At 72.1% G+C, this 18,701-nt stretch carries 14 protein-coding genes; 10 read left to right on the top strand and 4 right to left on the bottom strand.

Annotation, left to right across the window (positions count from 1 at the left end):
• Positions 1-83 precede the first annotated feature (83 nt).
• A complete protein-coding gene (locus tag Aau02nite_RS20540) occupies positions 84-2,435 on the top strand; it encodes a putative bifunctional diguanylate cyclase/phosphodiesterase (protein WP_212990140.1) in 2,352 nt (783 codons plus the stop codon).
• A gap of 1 nt (position 2,436) precedes the next feature.
• Here the strand turns inward: Aau02nite_RS20540 and Aau02nite_RS20535 are convergent, their stop codons facing one another.
• Positions 2,437-2,931 carry a GNAT family N-acetyltransferase gene (locus Aau02nite_RS20535; RefSeq protein ID WP_212990139.1) on the bottom strand — a complete coding sequence of 165 codons (495 nt, stop codon included), beginning with the start codon at positions 2,929-2,931 and terminating at the stop codon, positions 2,437-2,439.
• 100 nt (positions 2,932-3,031) lie between these two features.
• On the opposite strand from Aau02nite_RS20535, the gene Aau02nite_RS20530 reads away from it, so the two are divergent.
• Positions 3,032-3,943 carry a proteasome assembly chaperone family protein gene (locus Aau02nite_RS20530; protein ID WP_212990138.1) on the top strand — a complete coding sequence of 304 codons (912 nt, stop codon included), beginning with the start codon at positions 3,032-3,034 and terminating at the stop codon, positions 3,941-3,943.
• Between the two features lie 98 nt (positions 3,944-4,041).
• Positions 4,042-5,583: a GAF domain-containing protein gene (locus tag Aau02nite_RS20525; RefSeq protein WP_212990137.1), complete on the top strand. Its 1,542-nt coding sequence runs from the start codon at positions 4,042-4,044 to the stop codon at positions 5,581-5,583.
• Here the strand turns inward: Aau02nite_RS20525 and Aau02nite_RS20520 are convergent.
• Positions 5,580-6,353 carry an alpha/beta hydrolase gene (locus Aau02nite_RS20520; protein WP_212990136.1) on the bottom strand — a complete coding sequence of 258 codons (774 nt, stop codon included), beginning with the start codon at positions 6,351-6,353 and terminating at the stop codon, positions 5,580-5,582. The two genes, Aau02nite_RS20525 and Aau02nite_RS20520, sit on opposite strands and share 4 nt — an antisense overlap.
• A gap of 154 nt (positions 6,354-6,507) precedes the next feature.
• On the opposite strand from Aau02nite_RS20520, the gene Aau02nite_RS20515 reads away from it, so the two are divergent.
• From Aau02nite_RS20515 to Aau02nite_RS20490, 6 genes are all read left to right on the top strand, one after another.
• Complete coding sequence (locus Aau02nite_RS20515) at positions 6,508-7,134, top strand: hypothetical protein (protein ID WP_212990173.1); 627 nt, start codon at positions 6,508-6,510, stop codon at positions 7,132-7,134.
• A 163-nt stretch (positions 7,135-7,297) separates the two neighbouring features.
• Positions 7,298-8,251, top strand: a complete 954-nt coding sequence (locus tag Aau02nite_RS20510) for a TolB family protein (RefSeq protein WP_246595301.1) — start codon at positions 7,298-7,300, stop codon at positions 8,249-8,251.
• A 106-nt stretch (positions 8,252-8,357) separates the two neighbouring features.
• The gene (gene trmB, locus Aau02nite_RS20505) at positions 8,358-9,041 is read left to right on the top strand and encodes a tRNA (guanosine(46)-N7)-methyltransferase TrmB (protein WP_246595300.1); all 684 of its coding nucleotides are present in this window, start codon (positions 8,358-8,360) and stop codon (positions 9,039-9,041) included.
• A gap of 407 nt (positions 9,042-9,448) precedes the next feature.
• A complete protein-coding gene (locus tag Aau02nite_RS20500) occupies positions 9,449-11,890 on the top strand; it encodes an ATP-binding protein (RefSeq protein WP_212990134.1) in 2,442 nt (813 codons plus the stop codon).
• A 59-nt stretch (positions 11,891-11,949) separates the two neighbouring features.
• A complete protein-coding gene (locus Aau02nite_RS20495; RefSeq protein WP_212990133.1) occupies positions 11,950-13,356 on the top strand; it encodes a selenium-binding protein SBP56-related protein in 1,407 nt (468 codons plus the stop codon).
• Positions 13,353-14,018: a hypothetical protein gene (locus Aau02nite_RS20490; RefSeq protein WP_212990132.1), complete on the top strand. Its 666-nt coding sequence runs from the start codon at positions 13,353-13,355 to the stop codon at positions 14,016-14,018. The genes Aau02nite_RS20495 and Aau02nite_RS20490 overlap by 4 nt, the downstream gene beginning before the upstream one ends.
• Before the next feature lie 36 nt (positions 14,019-14,054).
• Here the strand turns inward: Aau02nite_RS20490 and ggt are convergent, their stop codons facing one another.
• Together ggt and Aau02nite_RS20480 are read right to left on the bottom strand one after the other, a co-directional pair.
• Entirely contained in the window at positions 14,055-15,854 is a 1,800-nt protein-coding gene (gene ggt / locus Aau02nite_RS20485) for a gamma-glutamyltransferase (RefSeq protein ID WP_438841157.1), read from the bottom strand.
• 87 nt (positions 15,855-15,941) lie between these two features.
• Complete coding sequence (locus tag Aau02nite_RS20480; RefSeq protein ID WP_212990130.1) at positions 15,942-17,843, bottom strand: acyl-CoA dehydrogenase family protein; 1,902 nt, start codon at positions 17,841-17,843, stop codon at positions 15,942-15,944.
• A 482-nt stretch (positions 17,844-18,325) separates the two neighbouring features.
• Between Aau02nite_RS20480 and Aau02nite_RS47690 the strand changes: the two genes are divergently transcribed.
• Entirely contained in the window at positions 18,326-18,691 is a 366-nt protein-coding gene (locus Aau02nite_RS47690) for a DUF3311 domain-containing protein (RefSeq protein ID WP_212990129.1), read from the top strand.
• Positions 18,692-18,701: the final 10 nt, after the last annotated feature.

The raw sequence follows: 18,701 nt of genomic DNA, 5'->3' as shown, positions 1-18,701 counted from the left end.
CCCGCTTTTCGCTCATCCGGTCCACCCCGCGACCGATGAGCCCTGCACAGGCACACATCCGCGGCGGAAGGACGACGCACGCAATGACGACGAGCGAGGAACGGCAGGTGGAACGGCTACGGCCGACACCGATGCTGATCACTGCGGTCGCCGTACTGGTCGTGTCGATCGGCGTCTTCGCGGCGAACTTCGCCACCCAGCGCAGCCCGGTGGTATGGGGCTGGATGCCCGCCATGCTCGGCACCGCGATCGCGGGCTGGGCGTGCTGGCGTACCGCCTTCGCGCCCGGGCTGGACCTGGTGACCCGGCGCGTCTGGCGGTCCCTGGCCGTGGTCTGCGTGCTGATCGTGCTGGGTCTCACCGGCGATGCCCGGTTCACCGTGCTGAACCCCGGCCGGCTGGACCAGCAGCACGACATCCCGACCTCGATCTGCTACGCGCTGGCCATGCTGGTACTGCTCTGGGCACTGCTGCGGCTGCCGATGGCCAAGCGGGAGAGCAGGGACCGGATCATGGTCCGCTTCCTGCTGGACGCCGCGACGATCAGCATCACGGTCGGCATCTTCGCCTGGTACTTCGTGCTGCAGGTGGCCAACGCCTGGGAGGCCGACGGGTCGGCCGCCGTACCGGTGATCATGCTGATGTCCCTGGGCCTGGTCGGCTCGCTGGCCTTCGTCAAGGTCGCGCTCAGCGGCTTCGGCGGCGTGGACCGGATCGCCCTGCGGCTGCTCGCGGCCGCGGCGGCCGTCGGTGCCGTCGGCGGCGGGCTGTTCCCGCTGCTGTTCGACCTGCACCCGGGCCTGAGCGGGTCGCAGATGTTCGTGCCGGCGACGCTGCTGTTCGTGGCGTTCGCCGCCGACCGGCAGCGCCGCGCCGCCGGGGTCCCGCAACCCGAGCGCCGCCGCCGGCCCTTCAGCGTGGTGCCCTACCTGGCCGTCGCGGCCACCGACGCCCTGCTGCTGACGGTCAGCAGCCAGGCCGGCAGCGCCGTGCTCACCGTCGCGATGGCCGCGGTGCTGCTGACCGCGCTGGTCGTGCTGCGCCAGGTCAACGCGCTGTCGGAGAACGGCCGGCTGCTCGGCCGGGTGGACGCCAACCTGGTGGAACTCAACGGCTACCAGCGCCGGCTCACCCACCGCGCGACCCACGACGCCCTCACCGATCTCGCCAACCGCAGCCTGTTCGAGCAGCGGACCCGCGCGGCCCTGGCCGAGACCGAGGCCGGTGCGGCCGACACGCTGAGCCTGGCCCTGATCGATCTCGACGACTTCAAGGCGATCAACGACCGGCTCGGTCACGCCGTCGGCGACGCCCTGCTGGTCGTGGTCGCGCAGCGGCTGCGCGAAGCGGTCCGGGAGGACGACGTGGTGGCCCGCCTCGGCGGTGACGAGTTCGGCCTGCTGCTGCGCGGCCTGCGCCTGGCCGAGGCGACCGAGGTGCTGGACCGCATCGCCGAGTCGCTGACCCGCCCGGTGCACGCGCTCGGCTACGACCTGCTGGTCAAGGCCAGCATCGGCCTGGCCGAGGTGTGGCCCGAGGCCAGCCCGCAGGAGCTGCTGCGCCGCGCCGACCTGGCGATGTACGCCGCCAAGGAACGCGGCAAGGGCCGGCACGCGGTCTACGACGCCCGCCTCGAGCAGGACCAGGCGGCCGACGCCCAGCTCGGCGCCGAGCTGCGCCAGGCCCTGGACAACGGCGACTTCACGCTCGTGTACCAGCCGATCGTCTCGCTGCCCGACGGCGAGTGGACGTCGCTGGAGACGCTGATCCGCTGGAAGCACGCCGAGCGCGGCTTCATCGGCCCGGACGTGTTCATCCCGATCGCCGAGCGCACCGGCCTGATCGTGCCGCTGGGCGACTGGATCCTGCGCACCGCGCTGCGCCAGGCCGCCGAGTGGCAGGACGTCTTCGGCTCCGGCGCGCCCGGCGAGATCGGCGTCAACGTCTCGGCCCGGCAGTTGCGCGAGCCGGGCTTCGCCGCGGACGTACGGGCGGCGCTGGCGGACAGCGGCTTCGACCCGGAGAAGCTGGTCGTCGAGGTCACCGAGACCGCGGTGTTCGACGGCGGCGTGGCCCTGGACACACTGCAGAGCCTGGTCACGCTCGGGGTCAAGGTGGCGCTGGACGACTTCGGCACCGGGCACTCGTCGCTGGGGCTGCTGCGGACCTGCCCGGCGGACACCCTCAAGGTCGACAAGTCCTTCGTAGACGGCATCGGCGGGCGCTCGGAGGAGGCGGTGATCGCCACCGCGATGATCCAGATCACCAACGGGCTGCACCTGCAGGCCATCGCCGAGGGCGTGGAGACGGCCGAGCAGGCGGAGACGCTGTACCGGCTGGGCTACCGCTTCGCGCAGGGCTACCACTTCTCCCGCCCGCTCTCCCCGCAGCAGGTGACCGAGCACCTCGAGGCCGCCCGGGTGCTGACGGTCTGAGCTAGTGCACCACCGGGCTGCGTCGTTCCAGCAGGACCACGTCACGCCAGCGGCCGTGGTGCCGGCCGACCCGTTCCCGGGTGCCGATCACCCGGAACCCGGTACGCCGGTGCAGCGCCAGGCTGGCCTCGTTCTCCGGGAAGATGCCGGACTGGATGGTCCAGATGCCGGCGGCCTCGGTCGAGGTGAACAACCGCTGCAGCAGCGCCCGTCCCACGCCGCGGCCCTGGGCGGCGGCGTCGACGTAGACGCTGTGCTCGACGACGCCCGCGTACACCGGCCGGGGTGAGACCCTGGTGACAGCGACCCAGCCCAGGACGGTGCCGCCGGCCTCGGCGACCCAGCGGTGATCGGCCAGCCGGCCGGCGTCGAAGGCGGCCCAGTCCGGCGCCGTCGTCTCGAAGCTGGCGTCGCCGCCGTCGAGCGCAGCCTGGTAGATCGCGAGCACGGCCGCCGCGTCACCGGGCACCATCGGCCGTAGGGAAAGATCAGGCATGCACCGATCCTCGCGCGCGACGGCAGGAATGAACACGCGAGGCCCGGTGTTCCCACCACATGGCCCGCCCCCGCGGGCGCTTCTCGAGGAGGTCCGCAGCGTGCTCGACCCACATGGGCTCTACGAGTTGGCCGACGACCTGCCCGACCTGGACGAGCCGGTGCTCGTGCAGGCGCTGACCGGGTTCGTCGACGCCGGGAGCGCGATCCAGCTCTCCCGCGAACATCTGCTGGAGCACCTGGACACCCAGGTCCTGGCGACCTTCGACATCGACCAGCTGCTCGACTACCGGTCCCGCCGGCCTTCGATGATCTTCGTCGAGGATCACTGGGAGAGCTACGAGGAGCCGAGCCTGGCGCTGCACCTGGTGCGCGACCAGCTGGGCACCCCGTTCCTGCTGCTCGCGGGGCCCGAGCCCGACCTGCAGTGGGAACGCTTCATCGCGGCCGTGACCGGGCTGATCGAGCGGTTCGGCGTGAAGCTGACCGTCGGCCTCAACGCCATCCCGATGGCCGTGCCGCACACCCGCCCGGTGAGCGTCACCGCGCACGCCACCGACCAGCGCCTGCTCGGCGACCGCGAGTCCTGGCTGCAGCGCGTCCAGGTCCCGGCCAGCGTCGGCAACCTGCTGGAGTTCCGGCTGGGCGAGTCCGGCCACGACGCCATGGGGTACGCCGCCCACGTGCCGCACTACCTGGCCCAGACCACGTACCCGGCCGCCGCCGAGCTGCTGCTGGACTCGGTCTCCCGGACCACCGGGCTGGCTCTGCCCACCGGCCGGCTGCGCGACGCGGCCGAGGTGGTCCGCCAGGAGGTGGACAAGCAGGTCGCCGACGACGAGCAGGCGAGCCGGCTGGTGCTGTCGCTGGAGGAGCAGTACGACGCGTTCCTGCGCGGCCGGCAGGGCAACCTGCTGGCCGACTCGAGCGGGCCACTGCCGACCGCCGAGGAGCTCGGAGCCGAGCTCGAACGATTCCTGGCCGAGCAGAGCCGCGACAACGACCAGGGCTGAGCTCGCCCGGCTTCGCGCAAACCCACCCCCACCAGGCCGGCCTGTCCGATGATGAGAGCAATCGGGCGGGGATACTCGGTCAGGTATGGGGGATACAAGTGGCACCATTTCGGTCCCGGCGGTCGGACGAGGCGGCACTGCGCCCGATCCCTCGTGACGTCGAGAGCCTCGAGAAGCTGATCACGGACCTGGAGCGGGCCCAGGACCTGGCGTCCACCTGGCGGATCACCGTGGACAGCACGGTCCAGTCGCACAACTTCAGCTACGGCGCGGTCTGGCTGCCCGACGGCAAGGGCAACGTCCGGATCGAGTACGAGACCGGCCCGATCAGCCGCGAGCTGCAGGCCGTGGTCGCGGGCGGACCGGTGCCGGCCAACGTCGGCCTGGTCGGCAAGGCCTGGCGCACGAAGCAGTTCGTGTACCTGGGCTCGATGGCCGAGTGCGCCGACTGCCTGCGCTGCCAGGCCGCGGGCAAAGCCGGCATGGCGGCCGCGGTGGTGATTCCGGTCATGCACCGCAATCAGCAGGTCGCGGTGCTGGAGTACTACTCGGCCGAACCGCTCTACATCGACGGGCCACGCAGCGAGAAGTGGGCATCGATCGCCCGGATCGCCGAGCAGGCCCGGTTCACCGCCGTCGCCGCCGCCGAGCTGCGCCAGGTCGCCGACGATCGGCTGGCGGTGACCAACGTGGTCACCGCCCTCGGCGGCGCGACCGACACACCCTCGGCTCTGCGGATCGCGCTGGACTCGGTGCGCACGTCGTTCGGCTGGGCGTACGGCTCGTACTGGCAGGTCGACGACGAACAGCGGGTGCTGCGCTTCCAGGTCGAGTCCGGTTCGGCCGGCGACGAGTTCCGCAAGGTGACCCTGGCCGCCACCTTCGCCGAGGGCGTCGGGCTGTCCGGCCGCGCGTGGCGTGCCAAGGACCTCGTCTTCGTCCGCGACATCGGCGAGCTGACCGACTGCGTCCGGGCCCCGGCCGCGCAACGCGCCGGGGTGCGCTCGGGCGTCTGCTTCCCGATCGTGAGCCACGGCCAGATCATCGGCACGATGGACTTCTTCACCAGCGAGTACATCGACCTGTCGGAGTCCCGGGCCTCCGCGCTGCGCAACGTGGCGCAGCTGGTGTCGCAGCGGCTTGACATCGTCCGCGCGGCCGAGGCGGCCCAGGAGAACGCGCGGGCCCTGCTGGACACCGTCTCGCGGCTCCGCGCGGCCAGCGACGACGCGACCCGGGTGGCCCAGGACGCGGTCGACCGGGCCAAGGACATGACCCACGAGGTCGAAGCGCTCGGCAACGCCTCCACCGCCATCGGGGACGTCATCAAGATCATCTCGTCGATCGCCGACCAGACCAACCTGCTCGCCCTGAACGCGACGATCGAGGCCGCCCGGGCCGGTGAGGTCGGCCGCGGCTTCGCGGTGGTGGCCGGCGAGGTCAAGGACCTGGCCCGGGAGACCGCCGAGGCCACCCAGCGGGTCGCCGAGCAGATCACCGGGATCCAGAACAGCGCGCGTACGGTCTCCGCCGGCATCCTGACCACCAGCGACACGATCGGGCAGATGGACGCGGTCCAGGCCCGGATGAACGATGTCCTCGAGGAGCAGGCCCGGATGGCCGGCGCCCTGCAGCCCTAGTTCTTCAGGGGCAACCAGTCCAGCACGGTCTGAATCTGGGCGTCCCAGTAGCTCCATTCGTGCGCACCCGGCCCGAACGCGGCGTCGAGGTCGACGTCGTGTTCGCGGCAGGCCGCCACGAAGCGCTCGTTGGCGGCGAGCAGGTGGTCCTCGGTGCCGCACCGCAGCAGCAGCCGGGGCAGCTCGCGGCCGTCGGCGGTGGCCACCAGGTGCAGCAGGTCGTCGCCGGTGCCGGCCAGCGGGCGGTCGAAGACCCGGCCCAGCAGCTCCACGATGTGCGGCCGGTCGTCGTGCTGCTGCATGCCGGCCACGTCGAGGGCACCGGAGAGGCTGGCCGCGGCGGCGAACCGCGCCGGCTCGCGCAGCGCCCACTTCAGCGCGCCGTAGCCGCCCATCGACAGGCCGGCCACGAAGGTGTCCTCGCGGCGGGTCGAGACCCGGAAGAACGACGACACCACGGCCGGCAGCTCCTCGGACAGGAACGTGAAGAACCGGGAGCCGTGCGTCTCGTCGGCATAGAAGCTGCGGTGCACCTGGGGCATGACCACGGCGAGGCCGCGGGCGGCGGCGTACCGCTCGATCGAGGTGTAGCGGGTCCAGGCGGTGTCGTCGTCGGTCAATCCGTGCAGCAGATAGAGCACCGGCGGCGGCGCGCCGGTGTCGTGACCGGTGATGCCGATCTGGGCGCTCGCCCGCTCGGGCAGCACGACGGTCATCGAGGTGCCGAGCGCGAGAGTCTCGGACGAGAAGTCAACACGGAGCAGAGCCATCGCTCCAGTATGTCGTGATTACGGAACGCACCTGCATCGTCACGGCAGTGCTTGGGGAATGTCGTACCCGTCGATTAGTATGTGTGTACTAAAACAAGCGCTGAGCTGCGGGGAGATCACCTTGACGACGCCCGTTTCGTCCACTTCCACCTCGATGATTCCGCCCTACGCGACGATGCTGGGATTCACCCGTTACGTCGCCCGCACCGGGCCGGCGAAGGCCACCTTCGTCGGCGGACTGCGCCGCCAGCGCGAGCGGCGCTCGGGCTTCAACCCGCACGGCCAGCTCGTCAAGGCCCTCAAGGCCGACATCGCGTTCCGCACCGGCGGCAGCTACCTCAACGGCGTCGCCGACCTCGTCAAGCCCCGGTGGAAGCCGCTCTACGAGGCGGTCAGCGCCGGCGCGACGACCTACCTGCACTCCCTCGGCGACCCGGAGGGCGTCGGCCTCGCCCAGACCCGCGACGCGCTGGCCTCGGTCGGCCCGCTAGCCGTCAAGATCAACCCCCACTTCGGCCTGCGGTACGCCGACGGCCGGCGCGAGGCGGTCCGGCTGCACTTCGACGAGCTGCCGCCGACGCCGGAGGCGGTCACCGCGACCCTGCACCTGATGGCCCGCCACATGGACCAGATCCTGCCCAACGCCGAGCCGGTGCTGGTCGACCTGCGCCGCGGCACCACCCACCGGATCGACCCGGGAGCCCGGCCGGGCGACGTGGAGAGCTGGCTGGCCGGCGAGGCGGCCGCCTTCACCGCCATGTGGGCCGCGACCGCCGCCTGACCGATCAGCCGCCCCAGCTGTCCGAACGGTCCGTATTTCTCCGGGTTTCGGCGCGGGAACTTCTTAGGTGCAGCCCGGTTGCGACGATGTCTCCGGTGTAGGTGAACGGCGACACGTCGGGGGGCGTTCGGACATGCGGGTTGTGACTCGGGTAGCAGGCAGCATGATGCTGACGGTGCTGGGAGCCGCGGCGGGGGCGCTCTTCCAGACGGCGCCCGCCACCGCGGCCACCCCGGCCATGCCGAGCCTGGTCGCCTACGTGCGCGCCGGCGACGTCTGGGTGAGCAAGGGCGCGACCGAGACGAAGCTGACCACCGGCGGCGGCTGGTCGCGCCCGCGCTTCGCGCCCAACGGCCGCTCGATCGCCCTGCTCAGGGCCGGTCAGCTGTGGACCATGAAGGCCGACGGCACCGGCCAGCGCCGGCTGACCACCCGCGCGGCGTCCGGCCCGTCCTGGTCGCCGGACAGCAGCACCATCGCGTTCGCCTCGCTGTCCTGCTCCGGCGGACCGGGCGTCTACCAGATCTCGGCGACCAAGGCCGGGGCGGCGCCCACGGTGGTCTTCCCGGCGTACTGCCGCGACGAGCCGCTGCCGGCCGAGCCCGCCCCCACCGCGAAGGCCGCCGCGCCGAGCGCACTGCCCGACCGCCTCCGCACCGACGACGCGGTGGCCTGGTCGCCCGACGGCACCCGGCTCGCCTTCCGCGGCGGCGACTGCGAATCGATCTACGACGCCTGCCTGACGGTGGGCACGGTGGCGACCGGCGGCGAGAAGACGGTCGCGGCGTACGGCGGCGGCAGCCTGCAGAACTCAGGCTTCGCGGTGGTCCCGAGCTGGCGGGCCGACGGGGCGAAGCTGGCCTGGACGGCGTACCAGCAGGGCGAGACGGCGGCGGACAACAAGCCGGTGCACGTGGTGGAGTACGACACTGCCACAGGCGCGAAGCGGACGGTGGGGGCGAGCCAGGACCGCGAGCTGGCGTACGTGGACGTGAACCGCGGGGTGGCCACGGGCACGTACCGCAACGGGTCGTGGGTGATGGTGGTCAATCTGGCGACGGGCGCCCGGACGCCGTTCCACCAGGGCTCCCAGCCGAGCGTCCAGCCGGTGAGGTGACTTCCGGAGCACCTTCGACGGCCGGCTCCCCGATCCTGGGGTGGCCGGCCGTTCGCCGGGCCGGCCGGGTGATCGTCTTCCGGGGCTGCGTATCGTGGACGGCCTGATGAGTGAGACGACAGAGCGCCCGATCCGGACGTTCCACCCCCGGCGTGGCCGGATGAGCAGCCGGCACGCGGACGCCATGGCCGACGTCTGGCCCCGGTACGGGCTCACGGTCCTCGACGGTGACCGCACTCCCCTGGATCTCGTGGAGCTGTTCGGCCGCGACGCGCCCAGGGTGCTGGAGATCGGCTTCGGCATGGGCGACACCACGGCGGCGATGGCGGCGGCCGATCCGGGCCGGGACTACCTCGCGGTGGAGGTCCACACGCCGGGCATCGGCAACCTGCTCTCCCTGATCGGCGAGCGGGACCTCACCAACGTACGGGTCGCGCACGGCGACGCGATGGAACTGGTCCGCAAGCTGCCGGCGAGCAGCCTGGACGCGGTGCACGCGTTCTTCCCGGACCCGTGGCCGAAGGCCCGCCACCACAAACGCCGCCTGATCCAGCCGGCGAACGTGGCCCTGCTCCGCGACCGGCTCCGCCCCGGCGGCACGCTGCACTGCGCGACCGACTGGGCGCACTACGCGCAAGCCATGGCTGAGACGCTGGACGCCGACCCGGGACTGACCAACGCCCACGGGGGCTTCGCACCACGCCCGGCGCACCGCCCCGAGACGAAGTTCGAACGGCGTGGGGTCGGCTCCGGCCGGGAGATCTTCGACCTGATCTACCGCAGGACCTGACACCACCGCCGACATGAGTGGCGGCGTTGCGAATCTGCCGCCGCCCATCGGCGGAGGACTGCGTGCCTCATGCCGGGTGGCGGCCGCCCCGCACGGCGCTGCCCCACCGGGCACGCCACTCACCCAGGCCTTCGGCACCCCGGCTGCCCGGCGGCGGCCGGGTCGGGCGTTCACGCACCGGCGACCGCCACCCGGCGGAGCCTGTCGGGCCGCAACCCGGCGGGGCACCGACCCGGTCGGCACGGCACGAGCTCACCGGTCCGGCAGCACACTGGCACCACGCCGGCTCGGCACAACGATCGCCCGGCCGGCACCCCGCTCGCCCAGCACGACGAAGGCCCGACAATCCGGCGGTTTGCCGGTTTTATGGCTTCTTGGTCCGTACCCTGAGGAACGGAGGTCCAAGCATGCCGCGAAGTGATCTTGGCCTCGAGCGTCCCGCCGCACCGGTGGCGCCGAGCGCCCGGCCTGCCGGAACGCCTGCGGCGGCGACCACGCCGGCCGGCGCCGAACCGGACGGGCGAACGCGACCCGGCACCGCGCCGGTCGCGAACCCCCCAACGCCCGCCACGCCGGACCCGTCCACCGATCCCGAAGCCACCCACCCGGCGACCACGCAGACCGCAACGGCCCAGCATCCGGCAGCCCAGCACGCCACGGCCCAGCACCCGGCCGCCCAGCATGCGCTCCTGAGGACCGCGCCAACCCGCACCCCGCTGAACGGCACCGGCCAAGCCGAGCCCTACCGACCAGCCACCCCCGAAGGCATCTCCCCCAACGGCCGGCAGTCCTGGCCGGACATCTTCTCCGCCCGCGACGACGCCATCAACAGCGCCGCCGGCGAACAACTGGCCGCGCTCATCGCCCGCGCCGCGCACGCCCCCAGCGGCCTCGTGCATTTCGTCGACGGGGAGGCGCTGCGGATCTACGGCAGCTACGGGCTGCCGATGCGCTGGGAGGACATCGGCGACACCCCGCTGCGGGACAGTCTCGCCGGGTTGATCGTTGCTGACGGGCGGCCTCTCGTCGTCACCGACTTCACCACGGATCCTCGGATTCCGGCCAATTCGCCGATTCGGCGGCTCGGGATCAGCGGCGCCTATCTCGGTCAGCCGATCCGCGACGCCTCCGGTGCCGTGCTCGGCATCTGCTGTGCGCTCGACAGCCGGCCGCATGAGTGGTCCGCCAATGATGTCGCCGCCGTCGGTGATGCCGCGCGGCTCGGGACCTTGCTGATCACCGAGCAGCAGGGCCGGCAGGAGGTCGACCGGCAGCGGCGGTTCCTCGACGCGGTGCTGGACAACTTGCACGACGGGGTTACCGCCTGCGATGCCGATGGGCGGATCGTGCTGGTCAATGCCCGCATGCAGCGGCTCTGGGGTGGGGCGCGGATGCCCGCCGACCTGTCCGACGAGACTGCCGTCGCCGGGCTGAGTGATGGCGACGGCCAGCCCATCGCGCCCGGGGATGTCGCGTTGTTCCGGGCGTTGCGGGGTGAGCGGTTACGCAACGAGGAGATGGTGGTGCAGGGGCGGGGCCGGCGTACCCGGTACTACCTCATCGACGCGCAGCCGATTCTCGGGCCCGGTGGGGAGACCGTGGGCGCCGTCCAGGCCGTTCAGGACGTCACCCGGCAGCGGCGGGCCGAACGGTTCCGTACCTGTGAGCTCGCCGTCGTCACCGCCCTCGCCGCCGCGCCGACCATCGAGGCCGCCGGGCCGCGGGTGCTCGAGGCCGTGGTCGGCACGCTGGGCTGGACCCACGCCGAGTTGTGGCTGGTCGACGAGGCTGCCGGGGTGGTGCGGTCGGCCGCCAGCTGGAACTCGCCCAGCTGGCAGGCCGACATCGACGTGCCGGCCGAGCTGCCGTACGGCACCGGGCTGCCCGGCCGGGCCTGGCAGGCCGGCAAGCCGCTGTGGATCCGCGACGTCGGCCAGCCGCAGAGCCTGATCTCCCCCGAGACCGCCGAGAGCTCGCGGCTGCACACCGCCCTGGCCATCCCGGTGCGCAACGGGCTCGAGCCGCTCGGGGTGCTGACCGCGTTCGCCGACACGGTCGAGGATCCCGAGGACGAGCTGGTCGCGCTCATGTCCGGGATCTCCGCGCAGATCGCCCAGTTCATCGAGAAGCGGCTGGTCGAGGATCTGCAGCGGCAGCTCATCCGGACCAAGAACGAATATCTCGCGCTGATCGGTCACGAGCTGCGCACGCCGCTGACCTCGATCGCCGCCTACACCGAGCTGCTGCGCGACGCGGATGCCGAGACGCTGGTGGCCGAGGGACCGCGGCTGCTGGAGGTCATCGACCGCAACGCCACCCAGCTGCGGCACATCATCAACGAGCTGCTGGAGCTCTCCGCGCTCGACACCGGGCACGCCGCGGTGCAGCTGAGCCCGATCAACCTGGCCGAGCTCGTCCGGGAGTCGGTGCAGACCGCCCGGGACGCCATCACCGACGAGCCGGTCTCGATCGTGGCGGAGCTGCCCACCGAGCTGGTGCTGCCCGGCGACCGGCACCGGCTGCGCCAGGTCGTCGACAACGTGCTCGGCAACGCGGTGAAGTACAGCCCGGACGGCGGGCGGATCGCCGTCCGGCTGCGGACGGTCGGCCGCGCGGCCGAGCTGTCCATCTCGGACACCGGGATCGGCGTCTCGCAGGACGAGCGGGAGAAGATGTTCACCGGTCTCTACCGCACCAGCCGGGCCCGGGACCGGGCGATTCCCGGTACCGGGCTGGGGCTGACGCTCAGCCGTGCGGTCGTGCAGCGCCACCACGGCAGCATCGAGCTCAGCGAGCACGAGGGGCCCGGCACCACCGTGTGCGTGCGGCTGCCGCTGGACGCCCGTTGACAACTCGTTGACACATGTGACCCTGTTCACCGGGCGGCCGCCGGACGAGGATCACCATCATGACGAGGTGGACACCAGACCCGACGTTCTATCCCTCCCCGCGTGATGCCGCCGGGGCCCCCGCCGAACAGCTGGCCTACCTGGCCGCGTTCGACCGCTCGGCCGAGCAGCCGGACGCCATCGCCGTCGTGGACACCGACCCGGGCTCGGCCTCGTACGGCACGGTCGTCGGCTGGACCGAGCTGCCGCACACCGGCGACGAGGTCCACCATTTCGGGTGGAACGCGTGCAGCAGCGCGTTGTGCCCCACCGCGCCGCACCCGCACGTCGAACGGCGCTACCTGATCGTGCCCGGCCTGCGCTCGTCGCGGATCTACGTGCTGGACACCAAGGACGACCCGCGCACCCCCGTCCTGGTCAAGGAGATCCCGGCCGAGGAGCTGGCCGGCAAGGCCGGCTATTCGCGGCCGCACACCGTCCACTGCGGCCCGGACGGCATCTACGTCTCGGCGCTCGGCGGTGGCTCGTCCGACGGACCGGGCGGCATCGCGGTGCTGGACCACACCACCTTCGAGGTACGCGGCGCGTGGGAGAGCGACCGCGGCGACCAGTACCTGGCGTACGACTTCTGGTGGCACCTGACCCGGGACGTGCTGGTCTCCTCCGAGTGGGGCACCCCGTCGATGATCGAGGACGGCCTGGTCCCGGAGCTGCTGCTGGGCCGCAAGTACGGCCACCGCCTGCACTTCTGGGACCTGGCCAAGCGTTCCCTGGTGCAGACGGTCGACCTCGGCGACCAGTACCAGATGACGCTGGAGCTGCGGCCCGCCCACGACCCGCGCAAGGAGTACGGCTTCCTCGGCGTCGTCACCAGCGTCGAGGACCTGTCCGCCTCGGTCTGGGTGTGGCACCGTGGTGACGACGGGCAGTTCGCGGTCACCAAGGTCATCGACGTACCGGCCGAGCCCGCCGACGCCGGAGCCCTGCCACCGGCCCTGCAGCCGTTCGGTGCGGTGCCACCGCTGATCACCGACATCGACCTGTCGGTGGACGACCGCTTCCTGTACGTCTCCTGCTGGGGCACCGGCGAGCTGAAGCAGTTCGACGTGAGCGACCCGTTCCACCCGGTGCAGACCGGCTCGGTCCGGCTCGGCGGGGTGGCCGGCCGGGTGGCGCACCCGTCGTTCCCGGACGAACGGCTGGCCGGCGGCCCGCAGATGGTCGAGATCTCCCGCGACGGCCGCCGGGTCTACGTCACCAACTCGCTGTACGGCTCCTGGGACGACCAGTTCTACCCGGACGGCGTGGGCGCGTGGCTGGCCAAGATCGATGTGGACACCGAGAACGGCGGCATGACCCTGGATCCCAACTTCTTCCCGCACGGTGACGAGTTCCGGGGCCGGCGAGTGCATCAGGTACGGCTGCAGGGCGGCGACGCCTCGTCCGATTCGTACTGCTTCCCGTGACCGGTGGCCAGCTCGCGGTGCTGGCGGCGCTGGGGGCCTTCCACGGGCTGAACCCGGCCATGGGCTGGCTCTTCGCGGTGGCCCGGGGCATGCAGGAACGCAGCCGGGCCGTGCTGCTGCGCTCGGTGCCGCCGATCGCCGCCGGGCACCTGGCCTCGGTGGCGATCGTCGCGGCGGTGGTCTCGGCGACCGAGTCGGTGGTGGCCGGCAACGTGGTGGCGATCGCCGGCGGGGTCGTGCTGGTCGGTTTCGGCCTGTGGCGGCTGCTCTCGGCCCGGCATTTCCGGTGGGCCGGGATGCGGCTGTCCGCGGCGCAGCTGGCCGGCTGGTCGTTCCTGATGTCCTCCGCGCACGGCGCCGGCCTGATGCTGCTGCCGGTGCTGGCCACGACGACGGAGACGGCCCAGCCGGCCGGGCATGCCGGGCATCTCGCCGGGGCCGCCCCGGCCGGTCTCAGCGGTACGCCCGCCGCGGCCCTCGACGGGTTGCTCGCGGCGGGCGTGCACACGGTGGCGATGTTCGCGGTGCTGGCGCTCTGCGCTGTGCTGGTCTACGAGTTCGTCGGCCTGAGCGTGCTGTGCCGGGCCTGGTTCAACGTGGACAAGCTGTGGGCCGCGGTCATGGTCGCGGCCGGCGCGCTGACCATCGCCCTGACGGCGTGAGGCCTGTCCTGCCGCGGGGCAGGACAGGCCGTCCGCTCAGCGGCGGGGATGGACCACGCCGGCGGCACCACCGCCGCGCCGGGCGGGCTCGGCGCTGGCGATCATCCGGCCGCCGCGGCCGAACTCGATCGCCGTGGCGGCACCCAGCTCGGCCACGGGTGTGAAGGTGTGCCCGAGGCCGCCCAGCCCGGGGCCGTACTGCGCGATGAACGCCGGCTCGGCCTGCACGGCGGCGGTGTTGCGCTGCGACGCGCGCGGCGCCGCCATCGCCTCCGGCAGGGTCATGCCCAGGTCGATCCGGTTGACCAGCACCTGCAGCACCGTGGTGATGATGGTGGCGCCGCCGGGCGAGCCGAGGGCCAGGAACGGCCTGCCGTCCTTGAGGACGATCGTGGGCGACATGGAGCTGCGGGGGCGCTTGTTCGGGCCGGGCAGGTTCGGATCGGGCGCGCTGCCCTGCGTAGGTGTGAAGTTGAAGTCCGTCAGCTCGTTGTTGAGCAGGAAGCCGCGGCCCGGCACGACCATGGCGTTGCCGCCGGTCTGCTCGATCGTCAGGGTGTACTCGACGACGTTGCCCCAGCGGTCGGCCACGGTGAGGTTGGTGGTGCTCTGCCCGTCCTCGACCTTGCCGCCGGCGCGCGCCGGCGTGCAGCCCGAGGCGGTGATGTCGCCCGGCGGCACCGGCTTGGTCAGGGCCTGCGCCGGGTCGATCTGGCAGGCCCGCTGACGCGCCCACCGGTCACTGATCAGCCTGTCCAGCACCGGCTGCGGCGTGTACGCGCCCACGTACCGGTTGCGGTCCGCGAACGACAACGCGGAGGACTCGAGGTACTGGTGCAGGGCCTGGGTCCTGGAGACCTCGGAGAGGTCGGTCCGCTCCAGGATGTTCAGGGCCTCGCCGACCGCCGTGCCACCGCTGGACGGCGTGGACATGCCGTAGACGGTGAGGCCCCGGTAGTCGGACCTCGTCGGCGCCGGGAACCGCAGCCGGTAGTTGGCCAGGTCGGACAGGCGCAGATCGCCGGGGCGGATCGGGTACGCCCACGGGGCGGCGGGGTCGTCGGCGACCGGCGGGTTCTGCACGGTGCGCACGATGTCGGCGGCGACCGGACCGCGGTAGAAGACGCCGGTGCCGCGCCGGGCGATCAGCCGGTAGGTGTCGGCGAGGTCGGGGTTGCGGTGCACGGAACCGACCGCGGGCGGGGCGCCACCGGGCAGGTACAACTCGCGGGTGGAGTCGAACTGGGCGAAAGGCGCCGCGTTGTCGGCGATCTGCTGCCGGAAGGTGGCGTCGACGGCGAAGCCCCGGTCGGCGACCTTGGCGGCCGGTTGCAGCAGGCTGCCCAGCGAACGGGTGCCCCACTTGCCGGTCGCGGCCTCCCAGGTCGCCAGGGTGCCCGGGGTGCCGACGGAGAGGCCGCTGACCCGGGCCTCGGCGAAGTCGTAGGGCAGGCCGTCGGCCGGATCCACGAAGATGTCCTCGGTCATCGTGGCCGGACCGGACTCGCGCCCGTCGATGGTGTGCACCTTGCGGTGTTTCGCGTCGTAATAGACGAAGAACCCGCCACCGCCGATACCGGCGGAGAACGGCTCGGTGACCCCGAGCGTCGCGGCCGCGGCCACGGCGGCGTCCACCGCGTTGCCGCCGCGGCGCAGCACGTCGAGCCCGACGGCGGTCGCGGTGGGATCGACGGTGGACACGGCGCCGCCGTAGCCGCCGGCGGTCGGGATCTGAGGTGGCGCACCGCCGTGGGCGGAGGCCGCGGCGGGCACGAGGGCGACGGTGGTCGCGGTGAGCGTGGCCGTCATGGCCAGCGCGGTCGAGAACCGCATCATGCCTCCGGGAGCGGTCGGAACAGAGTGGACAGACTCCTGCCTACCGCTAGTGGGAGGTGGGCACAACCCGGGACACGCCCGTCAGGGTCACTCCTCGGCGGTGAAGGGCGGGATCCGGCGGCGGACGTCGTCGACCGTCGCCGCGCCCGGCTGCCAGGCCGACACCCAGGCCCCCTCGGTGGACCGCGGGACGATGCCCTCCTCCAGGAACGCGTACCGCCCGCCCAGCACCCGCCGGGTGGCTTCGCCGTCCAGCGAGTCCGTGTTCTCCCAGAGAGCGGCGAACAGCGCCTCCGCCCGCAGCCGCGCCTGCCGGCAGAACAGGTCGGCCAGCTCCTGGGCCGCCGCGCGGTGCTCCCGCTCGGTCCGGGCCCGGACGCACACCGCCGACATGGCGAACAGCTCGGCCCCGATGTCGACGATGCGGCCGAGGAAGGCCTGCTTGTGCTCCAGCCCGCCCTGCCAGCGGGACATCCCGTAGAACGTCGACCGGGCGAGTTTGCGGGAGGTCCGCTCGATGTAGCGCATGTGCCGGGCGAGCGGGCCGAACTCGGCGTACCCGGTCGGCGTCTGACCGCGGCCGACCGCCAGGGTCGGCAGCCATTTCGCGTAGAAGGATCCGGCCCGGGCCCCGGCGCGGGCCTTACGGCCGATCCCGGCCTCCGGGTCGATGATGTCGCCGGCCACCGAGAGGTGCGCGTCGACCGCCTCCCGGGCGATCAGCAGGTGCATGATCTCGGTGGAGCCCTCGAAGATCCGGTTGATCCGCAGGTCCCGCAGGATCTGCTCGGCCTCGGCCGCGCGCTCGCCCCGGGCGGCCTGCGAGGCGGCCGTCTCGTAGCCCCGGCCGCCGCGGATCTGGATCAGCTCGTCGGCCACCAGCCAGGCCGTCTCGCTGGCGAAGAGCTTGATCAGCGCGGCCTCGATCCGGATGTCGTTGCGGTCGTCGTCGGCCAGCAGGCAGCACAGGTCGAGGGTGGATTCCATCGCGTACGTGGTCGCGGCGATGAAGGCGATCTTCTTGGCGACGGCCTCGTGCTGGGCGACCGGCCGGCCCCACTGCACCCGCTGGGCCGACCACTCCCGGGCGACGGCGAGCGACCACTTCGAGGCGCCGACGCACATCGCCGGCAGCGACAGCCGGCCGGTGTTGAGGGTGGTCAGTGCGATCTTGAGGCCCTTGCCGAGCCCGCCGATGACGTTGCCCGCCGGTACGAACACGTCGTGGAACCGGGTCACGCTGTTCTCCAGGCCGCGCAGGCCGAGGAACTCGTTGCGCCGCTCCACCGTGATGCCGGGGGCGTCGCCCTCCACGACGAAGGCGGTGATGCCCTTGCCGGGCACCCGGGCCATCACGACCAGCAGGGTCGCCACCGTGCCGTTGGTGGCCCACAGCTTCACGCCGTTGAGCCGGTAGCCGCCCTCGACGGGCTCGGCCACGGTGCCCAGGCGGGCCGGGTCGGAGCCGACGTCGGGCTCGGTGAGCAGGAACGCGGACACCTCACCGGCGGCCAGCCGGGGCAGGAACGCCTTCTTCTGCTCCGGAGTGCCGAACTTCTTGAGCGGCTGCGGCACGCCGATCGACTGGTGTGCCGACAGCAGCGCGCCGACGGCCGGGCTCGCCGAACCGATGAGCGTCAGCGCCCGGCAGTAGTGCAGATTGGACAGGCCGAGGCCGCCGTACTCCTTGTCGATCTTCATGCCGAACGCGCCGAGCGCGGCCAGGCCGTGGAAGACCTCGTCCGGGATGCGGGCCTCGCGTTCGATGCGGGCGCCGTCCACCTCCGCGACGAGGTACGCCTCCAGCTTGGCCAGGAACTCCTCCGCGTCGGGACGGGGCTCCGCCGCGGGCCAGGGATCGATCAGGTCGAGCCGTAATCGCCCGAGGAAGAGCTCCTTGCCGAAGCTGGGCTTGCGCCACTCGGACTGGCGCGCTTCCTCGGCTATCTTGCGCGCCTGCTTCTCGGAGACGTCGGCCGGTTCGGTCACGGTCTACCCCCTTGACCCGGGTACGGCTGGTCGTAGCAGCCACGCTACCCAGCGGGGTTACCGCAGGGTAGCCCCCGACCGATGTCGATCAACGACACCCGCGTTCACGATTCGGCGGGGATGTCCGACTCGAGCTGGTCGGTACGCCCAGCGGATCCGGTCCGCGGCCTCGGCCAGGGCAGCGCGCGGCGCAGCCAGGACATGCGCTGGTCGGGGTCGATGGCCGCGCGGGGCACGCGGCGGCTCAACAGTGAGCCGGGGCGAGGGCGGACGGAGGGGTCACGGCGCCTCCGGGTACTTAGCCAGGCTAAGAATACCCGCGGGCGGGCTACGCGGCACGCCAGATCCGTGACGATGCAAGTACTTCTCGTTCGGTGATGAGTATTGATCTCCGTCGCTCGGAGTGATTGAGTGGCTTCGCGTATCGCGCAGGTGACATAGGTCACTGGTCATTCCATCATGCATGCCCCGGAGGGGGTTCTATGACGGCGAATCGGTACGGGCCACCCAACTGGCCCCCTCCCCCTACCTATCCGCCCTATCAGGATCATCGACCCGGTGTCGCGCCGCCGGCCGCGGACCGGCGCCCCGGGCCGCAGCACGGCACCGGCGAGTGGCGCACCATCCGCGAGCGCAGCGCGACGCGCCGGCCGGCCCGGGTGCGGCGGGAGGACGCCAGCCCCTGGAACTGGCTGCTGCTCGTACCGATAGTCCTGCCGTTGATCCCGGGTCTCTACAACCGCATCGAGCCGACCGTGTTCGGGATCCCGTTCTTCTACTGGGGTCAGCTGTCCTTCGCCTTCCTCGCCAGCGCGATCCTCACGTTCCTCCACCTGAAGGTGCGGTGACGGGGACCGG

The organism is Actinoplanes auranticolor (assembly GCF_018332655.1).
Taxonomy (GTDB): domain Bacteria; phylum Actinomycetota; class Actinomycetes; order Mycobacteriales; family Micromonosporaceae; genus Actinoplanes; species Actinoplanes auranticolor.
This window is presented reverse-complemented; position numbering and strand designations above follow the sequence as displayed.

What these genes read in the sequence shown, in the direction of transcription:
- Aau02nite_RS20540 (WP_212990140.1), top strand. Translation starts at nt 84, where the DNA reads ATGACGACGAGCGAGGAACGGCAGGTGGAACGGCTACGGCCGACACCG.
- Aau02nite_RS20535 (WP_212990139.1), bottom strand. Translation starts at nt 2,931, where the DNA reads ATGCCTGATCTTTCCCTACGGCCGATGGTGCCCGGTGACGCGGCGGCC.
- Aau02nite_RS20520 (WP_212990136.1), bottom strand. Translation starts at nt 6,353, where the DNA reads ATGGCTCTGCTCCGTGTTGACTTCTCGTCCGAGACTCTCGCGCTCGGC.
- Aau02nite_RS20515 (WP_212990173.1), top strand. Translation starts at nt 6,508, where the DNA reads ATGATTCCGCCCTACGCGACGATGCTGGGATTCACCCGTTACGTCGCC.
- Aau02nite_RS20510 (WP_246595301.1), top strand. Translation starts at nt 7,298, where the DNA reads ATGATGCTGACGGTGCTGGGAGCCGCGGCGGGGGCGCTCTTCCAGACG.
- trmB (WP_246595300.1), top strand. Translation starts at nt 8,358, where the DNA reads ATGAGTGAGACGACAGAGCGCCCGATCCGGACGTTCCACCCCCGGCGT.
- Aau02nite_RS20500 (WP_212990134.1), top strand. Translation starts at nt 9,449, where the DNA reads ATGCCGCGAAGTGATCTTGGCCTCGAGCGTCCCGCCGCACCGGTGGCG.
- Aau02nite_RS20495 (WP_212990133.1), top strand. Translation starts at nt 11,950, where the DNA reads ATGACGAGGTGGACACCAGACCCGACGTTCTATCCCTCCCCGCGTGAT.
- ggt (WP_438841157.1), bottom strand. Translation starts at nt 15,854, where the DNA reads ATGATGCGGTTCTCGACCGCGCTGGCCATGACGGCCACGCTCACCGCG.
- Aau02nite_RS47690 (WP_212990129.1), top strand. Translation starts at nt 18,326, where the DNA reads ATGACGGCGAATCGGTACGGGCCACCCAACTGGCCCCCTCCCCCTACC.